Source organism: Alteribacter lacisalsi (assembly GCF_003226345.1).
GTDB lineage: Bacteria > Bacillota > Bacilli > Bacillales > Salisediminibacteriaceae > Alteribacter > Alteribacter lacisalsi.
In genome coordinates this window covers 195985-212478 of record NZ_PDOF01000003.1, presented here as the reverse complement: position 1 = coordinate 212478, position 16494 = coordinate 195985, and the positions used below count along the sequence as shown (strand labels likewise).

The following is a 16494-nucleotide window of genomic DNA, read 5'->3' as shown; positions in this document are numbered from 1 at the left end:
CGAGGAGTTTTCTTTCCATGCAGAAACTTTCTTTATCCAACCATAAACAACAGGAACTGATCGAGTCACTTGAGCTTTTCGAGAGCTGGCTGGAAGGCAGGGAAGGAAAGGAGATGCGCACCTCTGTTCTTAAGGACAGAGGTCTCTCTCCTTATGCCATTGCCCCGCTCGGCAGGCTGATCGAAAAATCAGAAAACGACATTCAGGGGGAGGATCCCTCGTCCATTCACGGCCAATCCAAAGTGGTGATTGTCTCTGTGGATCCGGAACATGCATCTTTTCAGGAAATGATTGAGCAAGTGGAGGAATACAGCCGCGTTGTTGAAGAAATGGTTTTCTTTCTCCCGTCCTATCATCTTCCGTCGCACCTGCAAAACCGTCCTTGGTTTTCAAACTTCAAAATCATTGATTATCGTACGGACCAGGAACAGGTCTTTGTACGGTTTGAAAAGCAAGAAGGGGATTTGTCAGGCATCAAGGAGAGCAACCTTCAGATCTGGCTCCACCTGGTGGAAACCATTCTTGAAGGAGCGCTCCGTAAACAGGATTCCGTATCTGTGGCCCAGTCCATGGACGAATCGCTCGATACACTCCTTGAAAAAGAAAATTTCAAGAAGCTCGTTGAGTACCGCTTTGAACTCCAGGAGCAGAAAGGCGTCATTCAGTCCCTGAACAAAAAGATTAAAAAGCTGAACACCCAGAATGCGGCTCTTCAAAAACGGTCGAACGACCTGAAAAAGCGAATCAGTCATTTTCAGAATGACAATTCTGCCCGTTATCTGATCGGAAGCGCTTTTATCGAAGCGATGAAGTCGCCGGTGAAAATGATTATGCTTCCAAAGCGTCTGTTCGGCATTTACCGCCGGGCGAAAAGCGGCAGCCTGTACGTAAACCGCACAAAGACTTCCAAGTCAGACAAGGTTGCTTCAAGTACACCGGTACCAGCGCAAATGTCTCCGATCGACACGGGAAAAGAGGCGATCCTGTTTGTGCCGACAAACGGGGCAGGACTCGGCCATCTGACCCGCCTGCTTGCAATTGCACGCCGGGTTAAAAAGCAGGACCCGGATAAAGAAATCATTTTTCATACTACAAGTTCTGCCATGCACCTGATCTTACAGGAAGGCTTTCTCGGCTATCACCTGCCTTCCAAGATGCTGTTCCCTGAGGAAACAACAGCACGGCAGTGGAATACGCTTCTGCAGGATCAGCTCGACCAGGCAATCGATCTGCACATGCCGAAAACGATTGTTTTTGATGGTGCCTATCCGTACGCCGGTCTTGTGTCATCCATGGACAAAACGGACGGCATGGATAAAGTATGGGTCCGCCGCGGACAGCATAAAGATGGAATTACCGACCGTATTAAGGAGCGCGAGGACAATTTCGACCGGATTATGGTGCCGGGCGAAGCAGGAAAAGAAGCAGCCGAAGAGCCTGCTGCTGACCAGAAAATCATTGACTGCGAGCCTGTCATCTATATGGATAAAGATGAACTTTACGACCGCAAAACCGTCCGCCAGCTTTGGAATGTATCGGACGATAAAAAGATCGTTTACATCCAGCTTGGTGCGGGAAATATCAATGATATTGACTCCACGATCGGACGTCTTGTTTCGGCTTTAAAAGAGCGGGATGATGTGTTTATTGTGATTGGGGAATCGATTATCGGCAAGCGTCTGAATATTACTGAAGAGGGAGTCATGACGCTTCGTGACTACCCGAACTCCATGTATTTCAACGGGTTTGACCTTGCGATTACCGCCACCGGTTATAACACGTTCCACGAGCTCATGTACTTCGGTGTTCCGTCGATCTTTGTTCCAAACGAGAACACAAAGACAGACGATCAGGTCGCACGGGCGAACATTGCCGGTGACGCAGGAGCCGCCGTTGTACTGAGAGACCCGAACCGGGATGATTTTGTTGAAGCAATTAACCACGTTCTGGATGAAGAAAACAACAAAAGGATGAAAGAAGCGTCGCAGTCACTAATCACTTCAAATGGAGCGGACCAGATTGCCCGTCACATTCTGGAGATGAGCCGGGTGAACGCGTAACATAGAAAAGAAAAGCTCCTCAGTTATGATGGGCTTTTCTTTTGCACGTTTAAGCGCTACTTAATTCTGTAATACGTAAAGGAAGATTTTATGTTAGAGCGAATGAAAGCTTATAAATATGAACTGCTTCTTCTTGTGACCCTGTCGCTCATGTCTACAGTCCTGTTCTGGGATTTTATTTTCGGCAGTGCCTTCATGATCCGGCTGGGGGACACCTACGAGCAGTTCCTCCCCTTTTATATCCATTACCACGACTTGATTAAGGCAGGGGACGGCTTCCCGTTCTGGTCGTGGGAGACGGGGATCGGAACGAATTTCTGGGGCAGTTACGCCTATTATATGACCGGGGACCTGTTCTTTTATCTGTCCCTTCTATTTCCTGCTTCATTCCTGCCGCATTATTTTCTCGTGATGCTCCTGCTGAAAATCATGCTTGCCGGCTTTCTGTGGTACCACTATATGCGGTCTCTCAAGATCCAGGGGTATGCAGCGGTTCTGGCATCAGTGGTTTACGCCTACTGCGGCTGGATGGTGTACCTGAACATTCGTTATATGTTCTGGACGACTGTGTTCGTCTTTCTGCCGATCCTTTTAATGAGCATGGATCGCGGAGTAAAGGAAAAAAGGTACCTGCTGTTTGCGTTTATGGTATTTACGATCGCACTTACTAACTTTTATTTCTTTTATATGATTACGATTATGATCCTGATGTATTTCCTGTTCCGTTTCTTTATTACACCGATGACGGGCAGGCTGAAGGCCTTCTTCGTACAGGCAGGCTGGTTCCTGCTTTACTACATGCTCGGCCTTGTGATGGCCTCTGTTGTCTTTCTTCCCGCAGCGTATACGGTGCTTACGAACGTACGGATCGATACAGTGATACCGGATTTTTTCCTGATTTACAATCCTGAAAAAACAACCCGGATCCTGCTGGATGTGGCTGATGGACGGACATTTGGAATTACCATTCTTGCTTTCCTTGTTATCCCGCTGATTCTGTCGCTTCGTATTTCCTGGCGTGAAAAGGCAGTGTACACCATATCCACGGTGCTCATGTCCTACCTGATGATCATGCCGTTTATGCAGTCAGCATTTAACGGATTTTCATATGAAACGGACCGATGGTTTTTTATTATCGTGGCTTTCTTTGTTTTATTTATGGCAGTCAGCCTGAATAAAATGGATGAATGGACGTATTGGCACATTCCCCTGATTGGCGTTTTTCTTGCCGTAACGGCACATTACATGTACCACCATAACGGGGAATTTACTCAGGAGATTTATTTTGGTGCAGGGTATGCCGTTCTTCTTTCCGGAATCATTGTCCTGAACCGAGTTGGCTGGAAACTTCCGGCCATTGGCGTAAAAGGGCTCCTTTTTGCTGTCGTCGCCGTTCACCTTGTGTATAACGGCACAGAGTACAGGGATATGATGAATTATACAACAACAGAAGACTATGGGCCTGGAAACGGTTATGAAGACGGGACCGTCGAAATTCTTGACTGGATTGAAGAAAATGACGACAGTTTTTACCGGATCAGTAAGGGGGCGTTTCATTCCGGTTCCGGGAACGATGCGCTGGCACAGGGCTTCCGCGGGATGAACGGGTACCACTCAGTGGCCAACCCTGGCTACCTGTCGATGCTGGAGACGTTCAACGTGAGAACCTATGGGGCATTCTTCAACCGTGTGGAAGGTTTTGATCAGAGAATTAACCTTGAAACGCTGCTTTCGACCAAGTATTCCATTCAGAATCAGGGAGCAGGGTTTGTTCCTTACGGATATGAGGAAGTTTTTGAAACAGAGGATTTCATTCTTTATGAAAACACGCTTTACCTGCCGCCTGGTACCGCCGTCCAGACAGTGATTACACCCGAGCAGTTTGACGAACTGCCTGCACCGCTGAAGGACCAGGCAGTGATGCAGGGTACCGTGATGAATGAGACGGATACTGGTGGATACGATTTCGCAGGATGGTCCCCTGAAGAGCTTGAATATGATTCATTTGAGGTTACGACTGACATGATGGATTTTGACAACGTTGAACTTATTGACGAGTCAGAGGACGCGATCACGGTGGAGTTTCATGAGGACGGGGAAATCCGTGTCCAGCTTGATGAAACAGAACCGGGGGAGTACTTCCTATCCTTCTATCAGGAGCGTGAAGACAGGGGCCAGGTCAACGCAATGTTCGCAGGACTTGAGGACGGCCACCGTCCACGGGCTCAGGACCGTGAGCATCATGCCTACCGTGATCACAATCAGGTTGATTTGAATCTGGGTTACCACGACGGCCTTGATCAGGAGCTGACGATTGAATTTTCCGCTGATAACGTGTATGAAATCAGTGATATGATGATTTACAGGCTTGATACGTCACTATATGAAGATCAGGTTTCAGCCAGGCAGGAACAGGCCATGACGGACATTACGTTCTCAAACAATCGGATGGAAGGATCTGTTGATCTCGAGGAACCGGGAATTCTCACACTTGCAGTTCCTTATGATGAAGGATGGCGTGCGGAAGTGAATGGAGAAGCAGCAGAAATTGCCCAGGTAAATGGCGGCTTAATGGCCATTGTACTCCCGGAAGGCGAGCACCAGATCGAGCTTTCCTATCGTTCTCCGTACTTCGGCACCGGACTTGGACTGAGTTTACTAGCATGGGGCGGCTTCATTGGGCTCATCGTCTATCGCAGACGGCAGAGCCGGAAGGCCCCGCACAAAGGTGATATACAATGAAACAGCAGAAAATAGAGCTATTGTCGATCGTGATTCCCGCCTATAACGAAGAAACGGTTCTGGAACGTTTTCATGAGGAAGTGACGGGTATTCTCCGTTCCCTTTCCATCCGTTATGAACTGATCTTTGTTAACGACGGGAGCAGCGATGGCACTCTGGAAAAACTGAAGCAGTTGAAAGCGGCAGATGCATCCGTGTCATTTATTGACCTCAGCCGGAACTTCGGAAAAGAGAGCGCCATGAAAGCCGGTCTGGATCACGTTGCGGGCGACGCTGCCATTGTGATGGATTCAGATCTTGAGCACCCGCCTTCACTCATTCCCGACATGGTTGCGGCCTATCGGGAAGGGTACGATGTGATTCACGCCAGAAGCAGTGTAAGGGTGGGCCAGAGCAGGGCCCGCCACCTCCTGTCCGGGTCCTTTTACAGCATGATGAACCGCCTGGCAGGAGACGAAGTGCAGTTTGCCGATGGCGACAAGGACTTCGTTCTCTTAAGCCGGAAGGCACTCGATTCCGTCCTTCAGCTGAGCGAATACAACCGGTTCTCAAAAGGGCTGTTCAAATGGATCGGCTATCCGTCGAAAACGGTGTACTTTGAACAGGGTACCAGAGAAGAAGGGGCATCCAAGTGGAAACTGACGAGCTTGATCACGTATTCGATTGACGCGATTACGAGTTTCTCGCTTGTTCCGCTCCGCTTTTCCAGTTATCTTGGTCTTCTCGTATCTTTCTTTGCATTTATCTATATGCTTGTCATTATTGGACAGACGGTCTTTCTCGGCAACCAGGTTGCCGGTTTTCCGACCCTTGTGACCCTTGTCCTGTTTATGAGCGGTGTGATTCTCATTTCCCTCGGAATTATCGGGGAATATGTGGCGAGAATTTTCCTTGAAGTGAAGGGAAGGCCCATCTATTTTGTGAATGAGTATGTGCCGAGCGAGCATGAGGCGCAACAGAACGCGGAAGGAGACGATCGCGATGAACGTGCCCATGACGAAACTGATCAATAAAATCAATACGGCTTTCTCCCGTTTTGTTGTAGTCGGCGTCATGAATACGATTAACTTTTATATCATCTATTTCATCCTGCTCCTGTTCGATGTGCATTACCAGGCGGCGTTTGTGGCCGCCTACCTGCTGAGCATGATCGGCTCGTATTTCATGAACACGCTATTTGTCTATAAAACAACCGTGAGTCTGAAGAAATTCTTTGCCTTTCCTCTTGTGTACGTTGTGCAGTTTGCGCTGAACTACGTGGGAATTATCGTCTGTGTTGAAGTTTTAAATATAGCCGAGGAATTTGCTCCGTTCATTTTCCTCCCCATTACCGTTATTCTGACGTTTGTGTTGACGAGAACCATATTAACCCGTGGTGACAGCAGATAATGGTATAATCAGTAAACAGGAAAAACGTTACTGCATAAAGGCCCGGGGGGAAACCTGCCGGGCCTGCAGTTCAGAAGAGCGGAGGTCGTTATATGTTGCCGTCATTACCCGGAATTGAACAATCAAAAGCAGAATGGCTTGCATCAAGAGCAAAAGGTTCTCTTTTTATTGAAATTACCGACAGCCCGGCCTCTGTGAGTCCGTTATTGTGGGGAAATGGTGAGACTGGTGTACGTGCAGTTCCTATGAAACAGCCCGTGGATCCGGTCCGTTATACGCATACCCCGGCCTCAGCCGGGCAGTCGCAGACGATCTACCTGCCCGGGACAGACATTCCTTTTCCGGACAGCTGGTTCGATGTTGTGATTCTGAACGATGCATCGAATGCCGGCTTTGCTTTGATCAATGAAATATCCCGCATTTTAAAACCTAAAGGAAAACTGCTCGTCTCCAGAAAGCTGGACCGGGAAAGTGCTTCTGACAGAATGCGCGTGCTCTCGGCTGCAGACTGGCTCGGAAGTGTATTCGAGTACCTCGACAGCCGTGTGCTCAAAGGGGAGTACCTTCTCTATGCAGGCAGAAACAGCACACCATCCCCGTTTCCCGAAGAGAAGCTGGGAGAGCTGACGGATCTTCTGATGCACGAGCATTATGTGTATCCGAAACTTAAAGAAATCAAAGAAACGGTCAATACCGCACAAAAGCTTGCTGACAGGTATGATAGCCTTGCCGGCACCGTTCAGGAGCTGAAGCAGGACGTAAACCGTCTTGAGCAGGAAAACGAACAGCTTCACCGAAAAAATCAGTCGCTGAACGAAGAGAGCGTCTGGGCCTTTATGAAACGGAAGACAAAAAAGGGAGCGGACAAAGAGATCAGTGAAGAAACAGATGAGCATACAGATGGAAAAACCCCTTCCCACGGGATCTCCGTACCACCGCTGCCGAAGCTTCCTTCTTTAAATAGAGCAGAAACGGTGTATTCAAAGCCCCTTGATAAAAAGAAGCCTGACACGGTTTACGAGGAAGCGTGGCATGCTTTTAAAGAGAGGGTGGCGGGTTCCGGAAAGCTTGCCGTCGTATGGGGCAATGAGCTTTTTACTGTCTCCCGGCGGTTTTCACCGGAGAGCGGTCTTGTAAACGCTGCTTTTCATGAAGGCATACCGGTGCTCTACATCGGACCAGACGGAGGCGGACTCGTTACGGATACGCACAGCGATGCCTTTTTCCAGACCAGTGAGCATGATCTTCCGGCCGGCTGGCTGGATGAACTGAATGAGCCTGGAGCTGCTGAAAAGACGATGTACATGCTGGGCCGATCGGCAAAAGCAGCGAAAACCATTGGGCCTGCAGAAATGACTGGCTTTCATACGGTGTTTGTGACTGTGGCAGGGACTGAGGAGTCCGCCAGGCCGCTTGTGCGTTATCTGGAAGATCAGGCAATGACGAAGGTGTATACTGGTGTTACCCAGAAGGGAAGCACCGAAGACCGGATCGTATACGCCGGTGGAGTGGAAAACCCATCTGACACCGCGGATTCCGAGTCCCGGGCTCCTGGGTTTCCCGAAAAAATCGGGTTTGTGATGCCGGACGATCCGGCTCACACAGACTGGGCGCTAGTGGAGAACGTTGTGTCCGCACAGCCGGGCATTCATTTTGAAGCCCTCTCTTTTTCCACTCAAAAAATCAGCGTGCCGTTTAAAAGTGCGCGCTTTAAGGTCCGTTATGTGAGCAGAGAGGATCAGGCGCTGGATGTGATGAAGGAATGGGACGGCTGCACGATCCCACTGAAGGACGAAGCCGAGTCCCTTTCCTATTCGATGCTGCAGATGGGAAGAAAACAGCTGCTCCACTGCCGGTTTAACCGTGACGGAGAGATGCTCGAGCCGATGGAATCACTTGGCGAACAGTGGTACTCGTGGCAGGAAATCGTACGGGATATCACAGCAGACGGTTCACAGCGAAAGCGCAGAACACCGCTGATTACAAAGGAGCGGGTATAAATGAAGGTCCTTTACGTGTACAGAGATCTGCTTCTTGGCGGTGTTACGATCCAGCTTGCCAACCGCCGGGAAGAGCTGGACAAACATGTGACAACTCATTACGCGTTTACAAAAGATCATAAAGGCAGATCGGCTTTTAAAAATCCTGAAGGGATTTTCATTACGGAAACGCCCGGGGAATTGGCCGGTCTCATCAGGGAGAATAACTACGATGCCGTTGTGATCATCGACACGCCGGCGGCTTTTGAAGCCCTCGATCAGGCAGAGTTTAAGGGGAAGGTCATTCTTGAGGTTCACGGCACATCCCACCGGATCGAATACCTGGATGAGGTCCCGCCTGAGCGGTACGAAGCTGTGCTCACCCCTTCCTCGTATGTGAAAAGCTATCTCGAGGAAAGATTCCGGATTTCGGAAGAAAAAGTGAAGATTGTACCGAACTGTGTAAATACAGAACTGTTCCGGCCATTTAACACTGATGAAGACGTGCCGGATGAACCGGTTATTATGTGGATCGGAAAGCTGGATCTGCATAAAAACTGGCCGTTGTTTCTTGATTTCTGTACCAGACTTCTCGCTGAACGGGATGACGTGCGCTTTTACATGGCAGGCGGCGAGACGGCCAGTGACAGAGTCGTGAATGAATTTCTCGACGTTCTTTCCCGGAAGCGCCTGACCGAAAAAGTGACGTGGATTTCCCGGGCGGAGCAGAAGTGGATGCCCCATCTCTACAATCAGGTGGGCAAAAGCGGCGGTTTCACGGTAAGCACGTCGAAAAACGAATCTTTCGGCATGACGATGATAGAATCTCTTGCCTGTAAAACCCCGGTTCTTTTTCCTGCAGTAGGGGCGATTCCGTCCATTCTGACCGGAGAGCTTGCCGAGATGCAGTACGAACCGGAAAATATTGAGGAAATGACGGCAAAGGCCTTACAGTTTCTGGATCATAAAGAACGGACGCTTAAACTGGCGGAAGCGGGATTCGAACAGACACTTGCTTCCTATAAGCCGGAGACGGTCGTCCGGACATACCTGGACATGTTCACTCAGGTGGTGCGCTGACTGCACCCAAGTGTCTAGGTTGTCGTACAGAGGTGGAAAACATGAAGATTGCATACATTACCCAGCATTACCGCCCGGAAACGGGTGCAGCGGCAGTCCGGGCCGGCGATATGGCCCGGCTGCTGTCTGAAAAAGGCCATCATGTGTCGGTGCTCACCTCCTTCCCCCATGGCAGAAAAGCCCGTTTTTTCAAAAAAGAAAACGAAGATGGGGTGGAAGTGAGAAGGGGATGGCAATTCCCCGATACAAAAAAAAGCAGCCGGCACAGGCTGGCCAACTACATAAGCTTTGTCATATCCGCAGTCGTGAACGGACTGTTTGTCCGGAAGCCTGATGTGGTTGTGGCAACCTACCCCCACCTGTTTGGTGCACTTGCCGGTTATGTACTGAGCCGGCTTAAAGGTGTGCCGTTTGTGTTTGAAGTAAGAGACATGTGGGTCGATTTCGCGCGCATTCTCGGCCAGATCAAAAGTGAGAAAGCGTACCGGAAAGCGAAGAAACTGGAGAATTTCCTCGCCCGTAAAGCAGACCTTGTGGTCACAGTTACGGAAGGATATAAGAAAATCCTCATGGAAAACGGGATCCCGGAAGAAAAGATTACCGTGGTGACGAACGGAGTGAGTATTGCCGCTCTTGAAGAAACCGCACCGGAAACGCAGCTGCCTGATCGCAAGGATGCCGAACTGACGATTGTGTATGCCGGCAACATCGGTCTGGCCCAGCGTCTGGAGACGTTCATTGAAGCGGCAGAATCCCTAAGGGGAAGATCCGGATTATCTTTTGTCATTGTAGGTGAAGGAGCACGAAGAAAAGCAATTGAACAGCTTGCTGCAGAAAAAAAGCTGGATAACGTTACGATTCTGCCGCCCGTCAGCCGCGGCGAAATGGCCCGGATCTACCGTGAGGCGGATCTTGCTTTCGTGCCCTTGCTCAATCATGAGCTCTTTTCGGTCACCATCCCGTCAAAGATCTTTGATTCAATGGCAGGCGGTCTGCCGGTGCTGATCGGTGTCGACGGGGAAGCAAGGGAGATTGTAGAGAGTCTTGAAGGCGGGGCCTTCTACGAGCCTGAAAATGCCCGCTCCCTGACTGAAGTGATCGCGGAGCTCCATGACAATCCCGATCAGATCGCCCGGATGAAGTCAGGTCTCAGAGACAGAGTGATTGCCCGATACAGCAGAAGAAAACTGGCAGGAACCCTGGAAACAGCTCTTGGCAGTCTCATCAGGAAAGGAGGGGACCGGAAATGACTAAAGTCTGCGTCATGACGACAGTACACCCGGCATTTGACGGAAGGATCTATCATAAACAGATTCAGTCTCTCGTGAAAATGGGCTACGAGGTCACCTATGTGGCACCTGAACCGCCGGATCCCGCGCAGAATACGCTTGATATCCCGATCGTTACGGTCCCCGCCTCGCGAGGTGCCGGGGATCGGATCAGAAACATTTTCCGCGCCTTTAAAAAGGCCAGACAGCAGAAGGCGGATCTGTATCATTTTCACGATCCGGAGCTTCTCCTCGCTGGGGTAATGCTCAGGCTGACTACAGGGAAGCCTGTCGTTTTCGACGTTCATGAGCATTATCCGAATGCAATCATGAGCAAGCCGTACCTGAAATCGTGGCAAAAGACGTTTTTTCGCGCTTCCTTTACATTATTCGAGCGAATGGCACTTTCTTTTTTGTCGGGGGTCATTTATACTACGGAGGATATTGGAGAACGGTATAAGAAGAAGCATAAACTCCGTCTTGAGAACTTCCCGCTCAGACAGCACTTTCCGGATCCGCCGGCGGAAAACAAGGAGCCGAAAACGCTACTGTATCTCGGCGGTATTACCCAGATCCGAGGCGTAATCGAGTTTCTTGAAGGCGTCCGGCTTGCAGCTGACAGACACCCGGACCTAAACGTCATGTTTGTGGGACGTTTTGAGCGTGATTCGTTTAAACAGGCCGTTTTTGAAAAAATTGAGGAACTAAATCTGGAATCGCACTGTACCTTTCTCGGCCAGGTTCCCTATCAGGAGCTCAAAGGGGTTATCGACAAAGCTTCAATCGGAATCCTTCCTTATCTTCCGGTACCTAACCACCGGGTATGTATGCCGAATAAGATGTACGAATATATGGCTTCAGGCATTGTTATTGCCGCCTCGGATCTCCCCAATTACCGGCGTGAAATCGAGCAGGCAGAAGCCGGCGTCACATTTGCTCCCGGCGACCCGCAATCGGTAGCCGATCAGATCACGTGGCTCCTAGACCATCCGGAGGAATTGAATCGGATGAAACAGAGCGGACGCAGGTTTTTCGAGAACGAGGCAAACTGGGAGAGCCAGGAGGAAGCATTTGACGCTTTTTACCGCCAGATTCTTGGTTCCTGAAGGTTAGACATGAAACCTGTCCGCAGTTACAGCGTCTATTTTATAAGAATGTAAATGTAATCAAGTCGAGCAGACACAGAAGGTGAGAGAGCATGTTGACGTATGTGCTGATTTTTGCGATCGCATTTATCGTAGCCGTTTCAGCCACACCGCTGGCGAAGAAAATTTCATATCTGACCGGTGCTGTAGATGTGCCCAACTATCGTAAAATTCACGAAGGTGCCATGCCCCGTCTCGGAGGACTTGCCATTGTGTCAGGTACCGTAGCCGGTGTGGTTTTCTGGGGACCTTCACTTGATTATTTCTGGGGTATTGCCGGAGGCGCGATGCTGATCGTGCTGCTCGGCCTTGCCGATGATAAGTACACGCTGACAGCGAAGGCTAAAATTATCGTCCAGACACTTGCCGCCTTCTGTATTGTGATGTCCGGACTGATGATCGAACTGGTGTCGATCCCGTTTTACGGCCAGGTGGAACTGGGCGTGTGGAGCATCCCGATTACGATGCTCTGGATCGTTGCCATTACAAATGCGATTAACCTGATCGACGGCCTTGACGGCCTTGCCGCCGGGACGTCAGGCATCGCCCTGTTCACGATTTTTCTCATGGCTGTAATGGATGGGCAGATCCTCGTAATCGGCCTGTCACTTGCTCTTCTCGGTGCCACACTCGGATTTCTTCTGTTCAATTTTTACCCGGCAAAGATCTTCATGGGTGATACCGGGGCGATGTTTCTCGGCTTTTCCATCGCTGTCATTTCGATGCTCGGCCTGTTTAAAAACGTGACGATTTTCAGCTTTGTCATTCCGATTCTGATTCTGGGGATTCCGATTTTTGATACGCTCTTCGCCATCATCAGGCGAAAGCTGAATAACCAGAAAATCTATGCGCCTGACAGAAAACATCTTCATTACTGTCTTCTGGATATGGGCTTTTCCCATCAGCATACTGTTTTGATGATCTACGGCATGAGCGCTCTGTTCGGGATTTCTGCGATTCTGTTTAATGCGACTGCGCTCTGGACGTCCGTACTGCTTGTGGCGCTCCTGCTCGTTGCCATTGAACTTGGAGCCGAACGGATCGGACTGCTGGGCTCGAAAAAACAGCCGCTGCTTTCAATTATAAGGAAAGTTGTGGGAGCAATAAGGTAAATGGTACAATACACAGCGTGCAGCGAAGAGAGAAATCCTTTGCTGGGCGCTTTTATATTAGCTGTGTTAAAGCTTGATGCTAATCATTCCGCGGAAATCAGCAATAAACTTTAACAGAGCTTTTATAGGATAAGTGCCTCCTGAAGCGGGGGAGGCTTGATTATGGAATTGGGGGATAACTAAAAGTGAAGAAAAAACAGATAGGCATTGTTCTCGGTTTGATCGTTATTCTGGCCGGTGTGTGGTTTTTTGCATACATGCTGGAGGAAAATGACCTTGGGGAAGATCAGGAAGAGACAGCTGAAGACGAAAGCGGACCGGCGGAAAATGCACCTGAAGATCCGGATGAAGAAGCATTCATAGAAGATCCGGCTTTGGACAGCCTCATAAGGGAGCAGCTCGGTAAAGAAAATGATGAGCCTCTCACAGCAGGAGAATTACATACAATTCAGGTTCTCCGTGCAGCAGGAAAAGAGATTACCACACTCGATGGAGCCGAACACCTGACCGGGCTGGCTGTTTTTGATGTGAGAAATAACCGTATTGAGGACTTCGAGCCGGTATCCGGACTTCGCCATTTAAGGGAACTATATGTGTTCGGGAATCCGGGGAGCGAAGAGGCAGGGGACGATTTCCATGGATCGGAGACCTACGTGGATATCGCACGTGAACCGATTCCGTTTCTCTATCTTTCAGCAGCCGAAGAGGATATTGAGGAGCTGTATTCGAGGGACCTGTTTAACGATGACCGGATTGATGGAACGGTAAGCTTTGAAGATCCAGAGGCCGAAGCGCAGGAGGTGGCATTCCGCTACCGCGGGAATTCTTCCCGTTATGCGCCGAAGAAATCCTTTAACATCCGGTTTGAGGAAGACCAGCCGTTTCTCTTTGATCATGACCGGATGAATCTGAATGCCGTATGGACCGATCCGACAATTATGCGGGATCGTCTGAGCATGGAAATGTTTTCGGAACTGGGGCAGCCGGCGCCAAGCGTGGAATATTTTCATCTTGTGATCAACGATGTGTATGAAGGTCTGTATTTTCATGTGGACCGGATTGATCACAATTTTATTGAACGTCAGGGTCTTGATGCAGGATCAGAGCCGGAGGGAACGCTCATACGGGACGAACTTCGTGACAATGATGATTTGGAAGTGGAATCGGTGTTCGGATTTGATATAGAATCCGTTGAAAACCCCGAGGAGTTTCTTGAGAACAATTTCAATTACCGCGGAGATCCTGACTGGTCCAGGCTCTATGATCTGATTGTGTGGTTGAACGAGTCAGAGCCCGGTGAGACGTTTACTGAAGAATTTGACGAGCGGTTTGACCGTGAAAACTTTACGGACTGGCTCGCCGTCCACATACTTGTTGGTGATATGGATGCGTACGGGGATGATTACTGGCTGTATCACGAAGAGTCAAGTGACCAGTGGCACGTGATTCCATGGGACAAAGATCTGTCGTTCGGTTCTCACACCCGTTCGGGATTCGGAGTAGCTAACCACTTCTTCTCCTATGAAGTGGACTTGTATCCACGGGGAAGATGGAACAACGAACTGATCGATCTTTTTTATGATACAGATGAGCTTCGTGACGAGCTTTATGACCGTCTCCTTGAACTGATGGACGAGACGTTTACAATTGACTATTTCGAAGCAAAAATCGATGATTATTACGAGTGGATCGAGCGGTCTCTTGCCGATACAGAAGGTATGGAAAAGTTTGAACTGCATACGGCCAACCATATGGGTGATCCTGAGCACAGTGAGTATTTCCGGGATGTGCTGAAAGATTACGTTCACCTTCGTTATGAGTACCTGAAGCAGGAAATTGAAGGGAAAGGCGAAACGGCGTATGAGGCTTTACTTGAAGGCGAATCCCTTGAGGCAGGGGAGATCGTACACCTGACCGATGAGCAGGGCTGGGTGATCGCGTCGTTTACTCCGGACGAACCATTCGAAGATGCAGACCTTGCGATTCGGGCAGATGAAGCAGAAGATGCTGAGGGGATTGCCAGAGAATGGACGATCGAGTCCGGTCAGGAACTGAGCGGCGAGTGGAACTTTTATTACCGCAATGATGTTGCACCTGGTCTTGGAATCGAAAACTGGTTCATCGTGGACGAGCCGATTGAAGACGAATCATATTCCCAGTGGGATCTTAAGCTTGCGGAATACGAGGAAGAACCGGCGTTTCTGGACAGCCGGGTTAACCCATACAGCAATAAAGTATCAGCACGCATGACGGTTGCGGAAGGCGAGAGCCGCTACCGGATTCTGTTAAATGAATAGGTCTGCTGATTGATCGCAGATGCAATAAAGCATAAAAAAACGTCCGTCAGGTTTATGAGCCTGGCGGACGTTTTGCTATGATCGTTTCGTACAGATCTTCGAGCTGTTCGCCGATCCTTTCCCACGTATAGTTCTGCATCACCGTTTCCCGGCCTCGATTCCCGATTTCCCGTGCCAGATCAGGGTTGGATAAGAGAAAATCAAGTGCAGAGACGAGTGCTGCTGTATCCCCTGATTCAACGAGCATGCCCGTTTCTTTTTCCTTAATGATACCATCCACGCCCTGACCGGCGCAGCAGATGGCAGGAGTGCCGTGAATCATTGCTTCCAGGTAAACGAGACCGAACGTCTCCTGCTCACTCGGGAGACTGAAGACCGTGGCAGAGGCCATCGCTTTCATGACCTCTGCTTTCGGGAGGGTACCGAGAAAGCGTACGTGCTTTTCAAGCCCTTCACTTTTTACAAGCTCCTTGTGGATGTGCCGCGCCGGCCCATCACCGATGATTTCGTAAGTGATCTCAGGATAGCGGGGCGCAAGTTCCTTTAGCGCCAGGATGTTTTTGTCCAGACCTTTTTGTGTGAGAAGCCGGCTGACACTCAGGATGACCGGGCCCGGCTTCCTTTCAGGCTCACCTGTGTACCGGTCTTCAGGATAGATGCCGTTCCCGATATGCACGGAGTCGTATCCTTCATAATCGAGCAGTTTTTTCCGAAGTTGCGGGCTCGGGGTGATGAGCGCATCAGATTGTCTGCACACGTGGAGGATATGCCTGCTGTGTGCTTCGTCCTGATGGAGGGTAATGTCGATGTCCGAGCCCCGGAAAGTGGTGGCGACCGGCGTTTTCATCTTTGCCCCTAGATCCAAGGCAGCAGTGCCGTCGGGGTAGCCGTGATGCACGTGGATCAGATCGTATGTTTTTTTCGTGACCCGCTTCAGTAGTTTCTCAATACTTCGGGACATGTACGTTCCCCGGGTCGAGCTGAGCAGTTTGCGCGGCAGCGTGAGGTAGCGCGGGGAGTGCACTTCGATTCCTTCCCACGTATAGCTGCGGGGGATCCGGTAAATCCGAGCCCATTTGTCGCTGAGCAAAGTGAGCGGCCTCGGGCTTATGGGGCGGGGCGCGATAATCGTCACCTGATGACCCCTTGCTCTCAGTGCGAGCGCCTGTCTATGGATCACGGCCCCTTCGGCTGGATCTTCTTTATGGGGATAGAGGTGTGAAATAAATAGAATGTTGTATCCCATTGGGCAATCGGTCCTTTGTTCTGCAGATTTTCCGCATCATTGTCTAACGTTAAAAATAGCGGAGTGGGGGGCATGAGTCAAGGGTTCTCCCCGTTTACCACCACAAGGGCACAATTGCGAAAATTGCTAATTCTTGAGTGAAAGCGGTTTCTTAAATTGGAACATTGTGCTACTAT

At 49.9% G+C, this 16494-nt stretch carries 11 protein-coding genes; 10 read left to right on the top strand and 1 reads right to left on the bottom strand.

Going from position 1 to position 16494, the window contains the following annotated elements:
* Nucleotides 1–17: 17 nt before the first annotated feature.
* The 10 genes from CR205_RS16005 (at nucleotide 18) to CR205_RS15960 (ending at nucleotide 15072) form a co-directional block, all read left to right on the top strand.
* Entirely contained in the window at nucleotides 18–2060 is a 2043-nt protein-coding gene (locus CR205_RS16005; protein WP_110521155.1) for a glycosyltransferase, read from the top strand.
* A 90-nt stretch (nucleotides 2061–2150) separates the two neighbouring features.
* A complete protein-coding gene (locus CR205_RS16000; RefSeq protein ID WP_110521154.1) occupies nucleotides 2151–4802 on the top strand; it encodes a YfhO family protein in 2652 nt (883 codons plus the stop codon).
* Nucleotides 4799–5815, top strand: coding sequence for a glycosyltransferase family 2 protein (locus CR205_RS15995; protein WP_110521153.1), 1017 nt, complete (start codon nucleotides 4799–4801; stop codon nucleotides 5813–5815). Before CR205_RS16000 ends, CR205_RS15995 begins: the two co-directional genes overlap by 4 nt.
* Entirely contained in the window at nucleotides 5784–6191 is a 408-nt protein-coding gene (locus CR205_RS15990) for a GtrA family protein (protein WP_161524807.1), read from the top strand. Before CR205_RS15995 ends, CR205_RS15990 begins: the two co-directional genes overlap by 32 nt.
* Before the next feature lie 92 nt (nucleotides 6192–6283).
* Nucleotides 6284–8191 carry a hypothetical protein gene (locus CR205_RS15985; RefSeq protein ID WP_110521151.1) on the top strand — a complete coding sequence of 636 codons (1908 nt, stop codon included), beginning with the start codon at nucleotides 6284–6286 and terminating at the stop codon, nucleotides 8189–8191.
* Nucleotides 8192–9250 carry a glycosyltransferase family 4 protein gene (locus CR205_RS15980; protein WP_110521150.1) on the top strand — a complete coding sequence of 353 codons (1059 nt, stop codon included), beginning with the start codon at nucleotides 8192–8194 and terminating at the stop codon, nucleotides 9248–9250. It begins immediately after the preceding gene.
* Nucleotides 9251–9291: 41 nt separating this feature from the next.
* Entirely contained in the window at nucleotides 9292–10500 is a 1209-nt protein-coding gene (locus CR205_RS15975; protein WP_110521149.1) for a glycosyltransferase family 4 protein, read from the top strand.
* Complete coding sequence (locus CR205_RS15970; RefSeq protein ID WP_110521148.1) at nucleotides 10497–11624, top strand: glycosyltransferase family 4 protein; 1128 nt, start codon at nucleotides 10497–10499, stop codon at nucleotides 11622–11624. Before CR205_RS15975 ends, CR205_RS15970 begins: the two co-directional genes overlap by 4 nt.
* 92 nt (nucleotides 11625–11716) lie before the next feature.
* Entirely contained in the window at nucleotides 11717–12775 is a 1059-nt protein-coding gene (locus CR205_RS15965) for a glycosyltransferase family 4 protein (RefSeq protein WP_110521147.1), read from the top strand.
* Between the two features lie 185 nt (nucleotides 12776–12960).
* Nucleotides 12961–15072 (top strand): CotH kinase family protein, encoded by a 2112-nt coding sequence (locus tag CR205_RS15960; protein WP_110521146.1) that lies wholly within the window; start codon nucleotides 12961–12963, stop codon nucleotides 15070–15072.
* A gap of 52 nt (nucleotides 15073–15124) precedes the next feature.
* Here the strand turns inward: CR205_RS15960 and CR205_RS15955 are convergent, their stop codons facing one another.
* Nucleotides 15125–16318: a glycosyltransferase gene (locus CR205_RS15955; protein WP_110521145.1), complete on the bottom strand. Its 1194-nt coding sequence runs from the start codon at nucleotides 16316–16318 to the stop codon at nucleotides 15125–15127.
* Nucleotides 16319–16494: the final 176 nt, after the last annotated feature.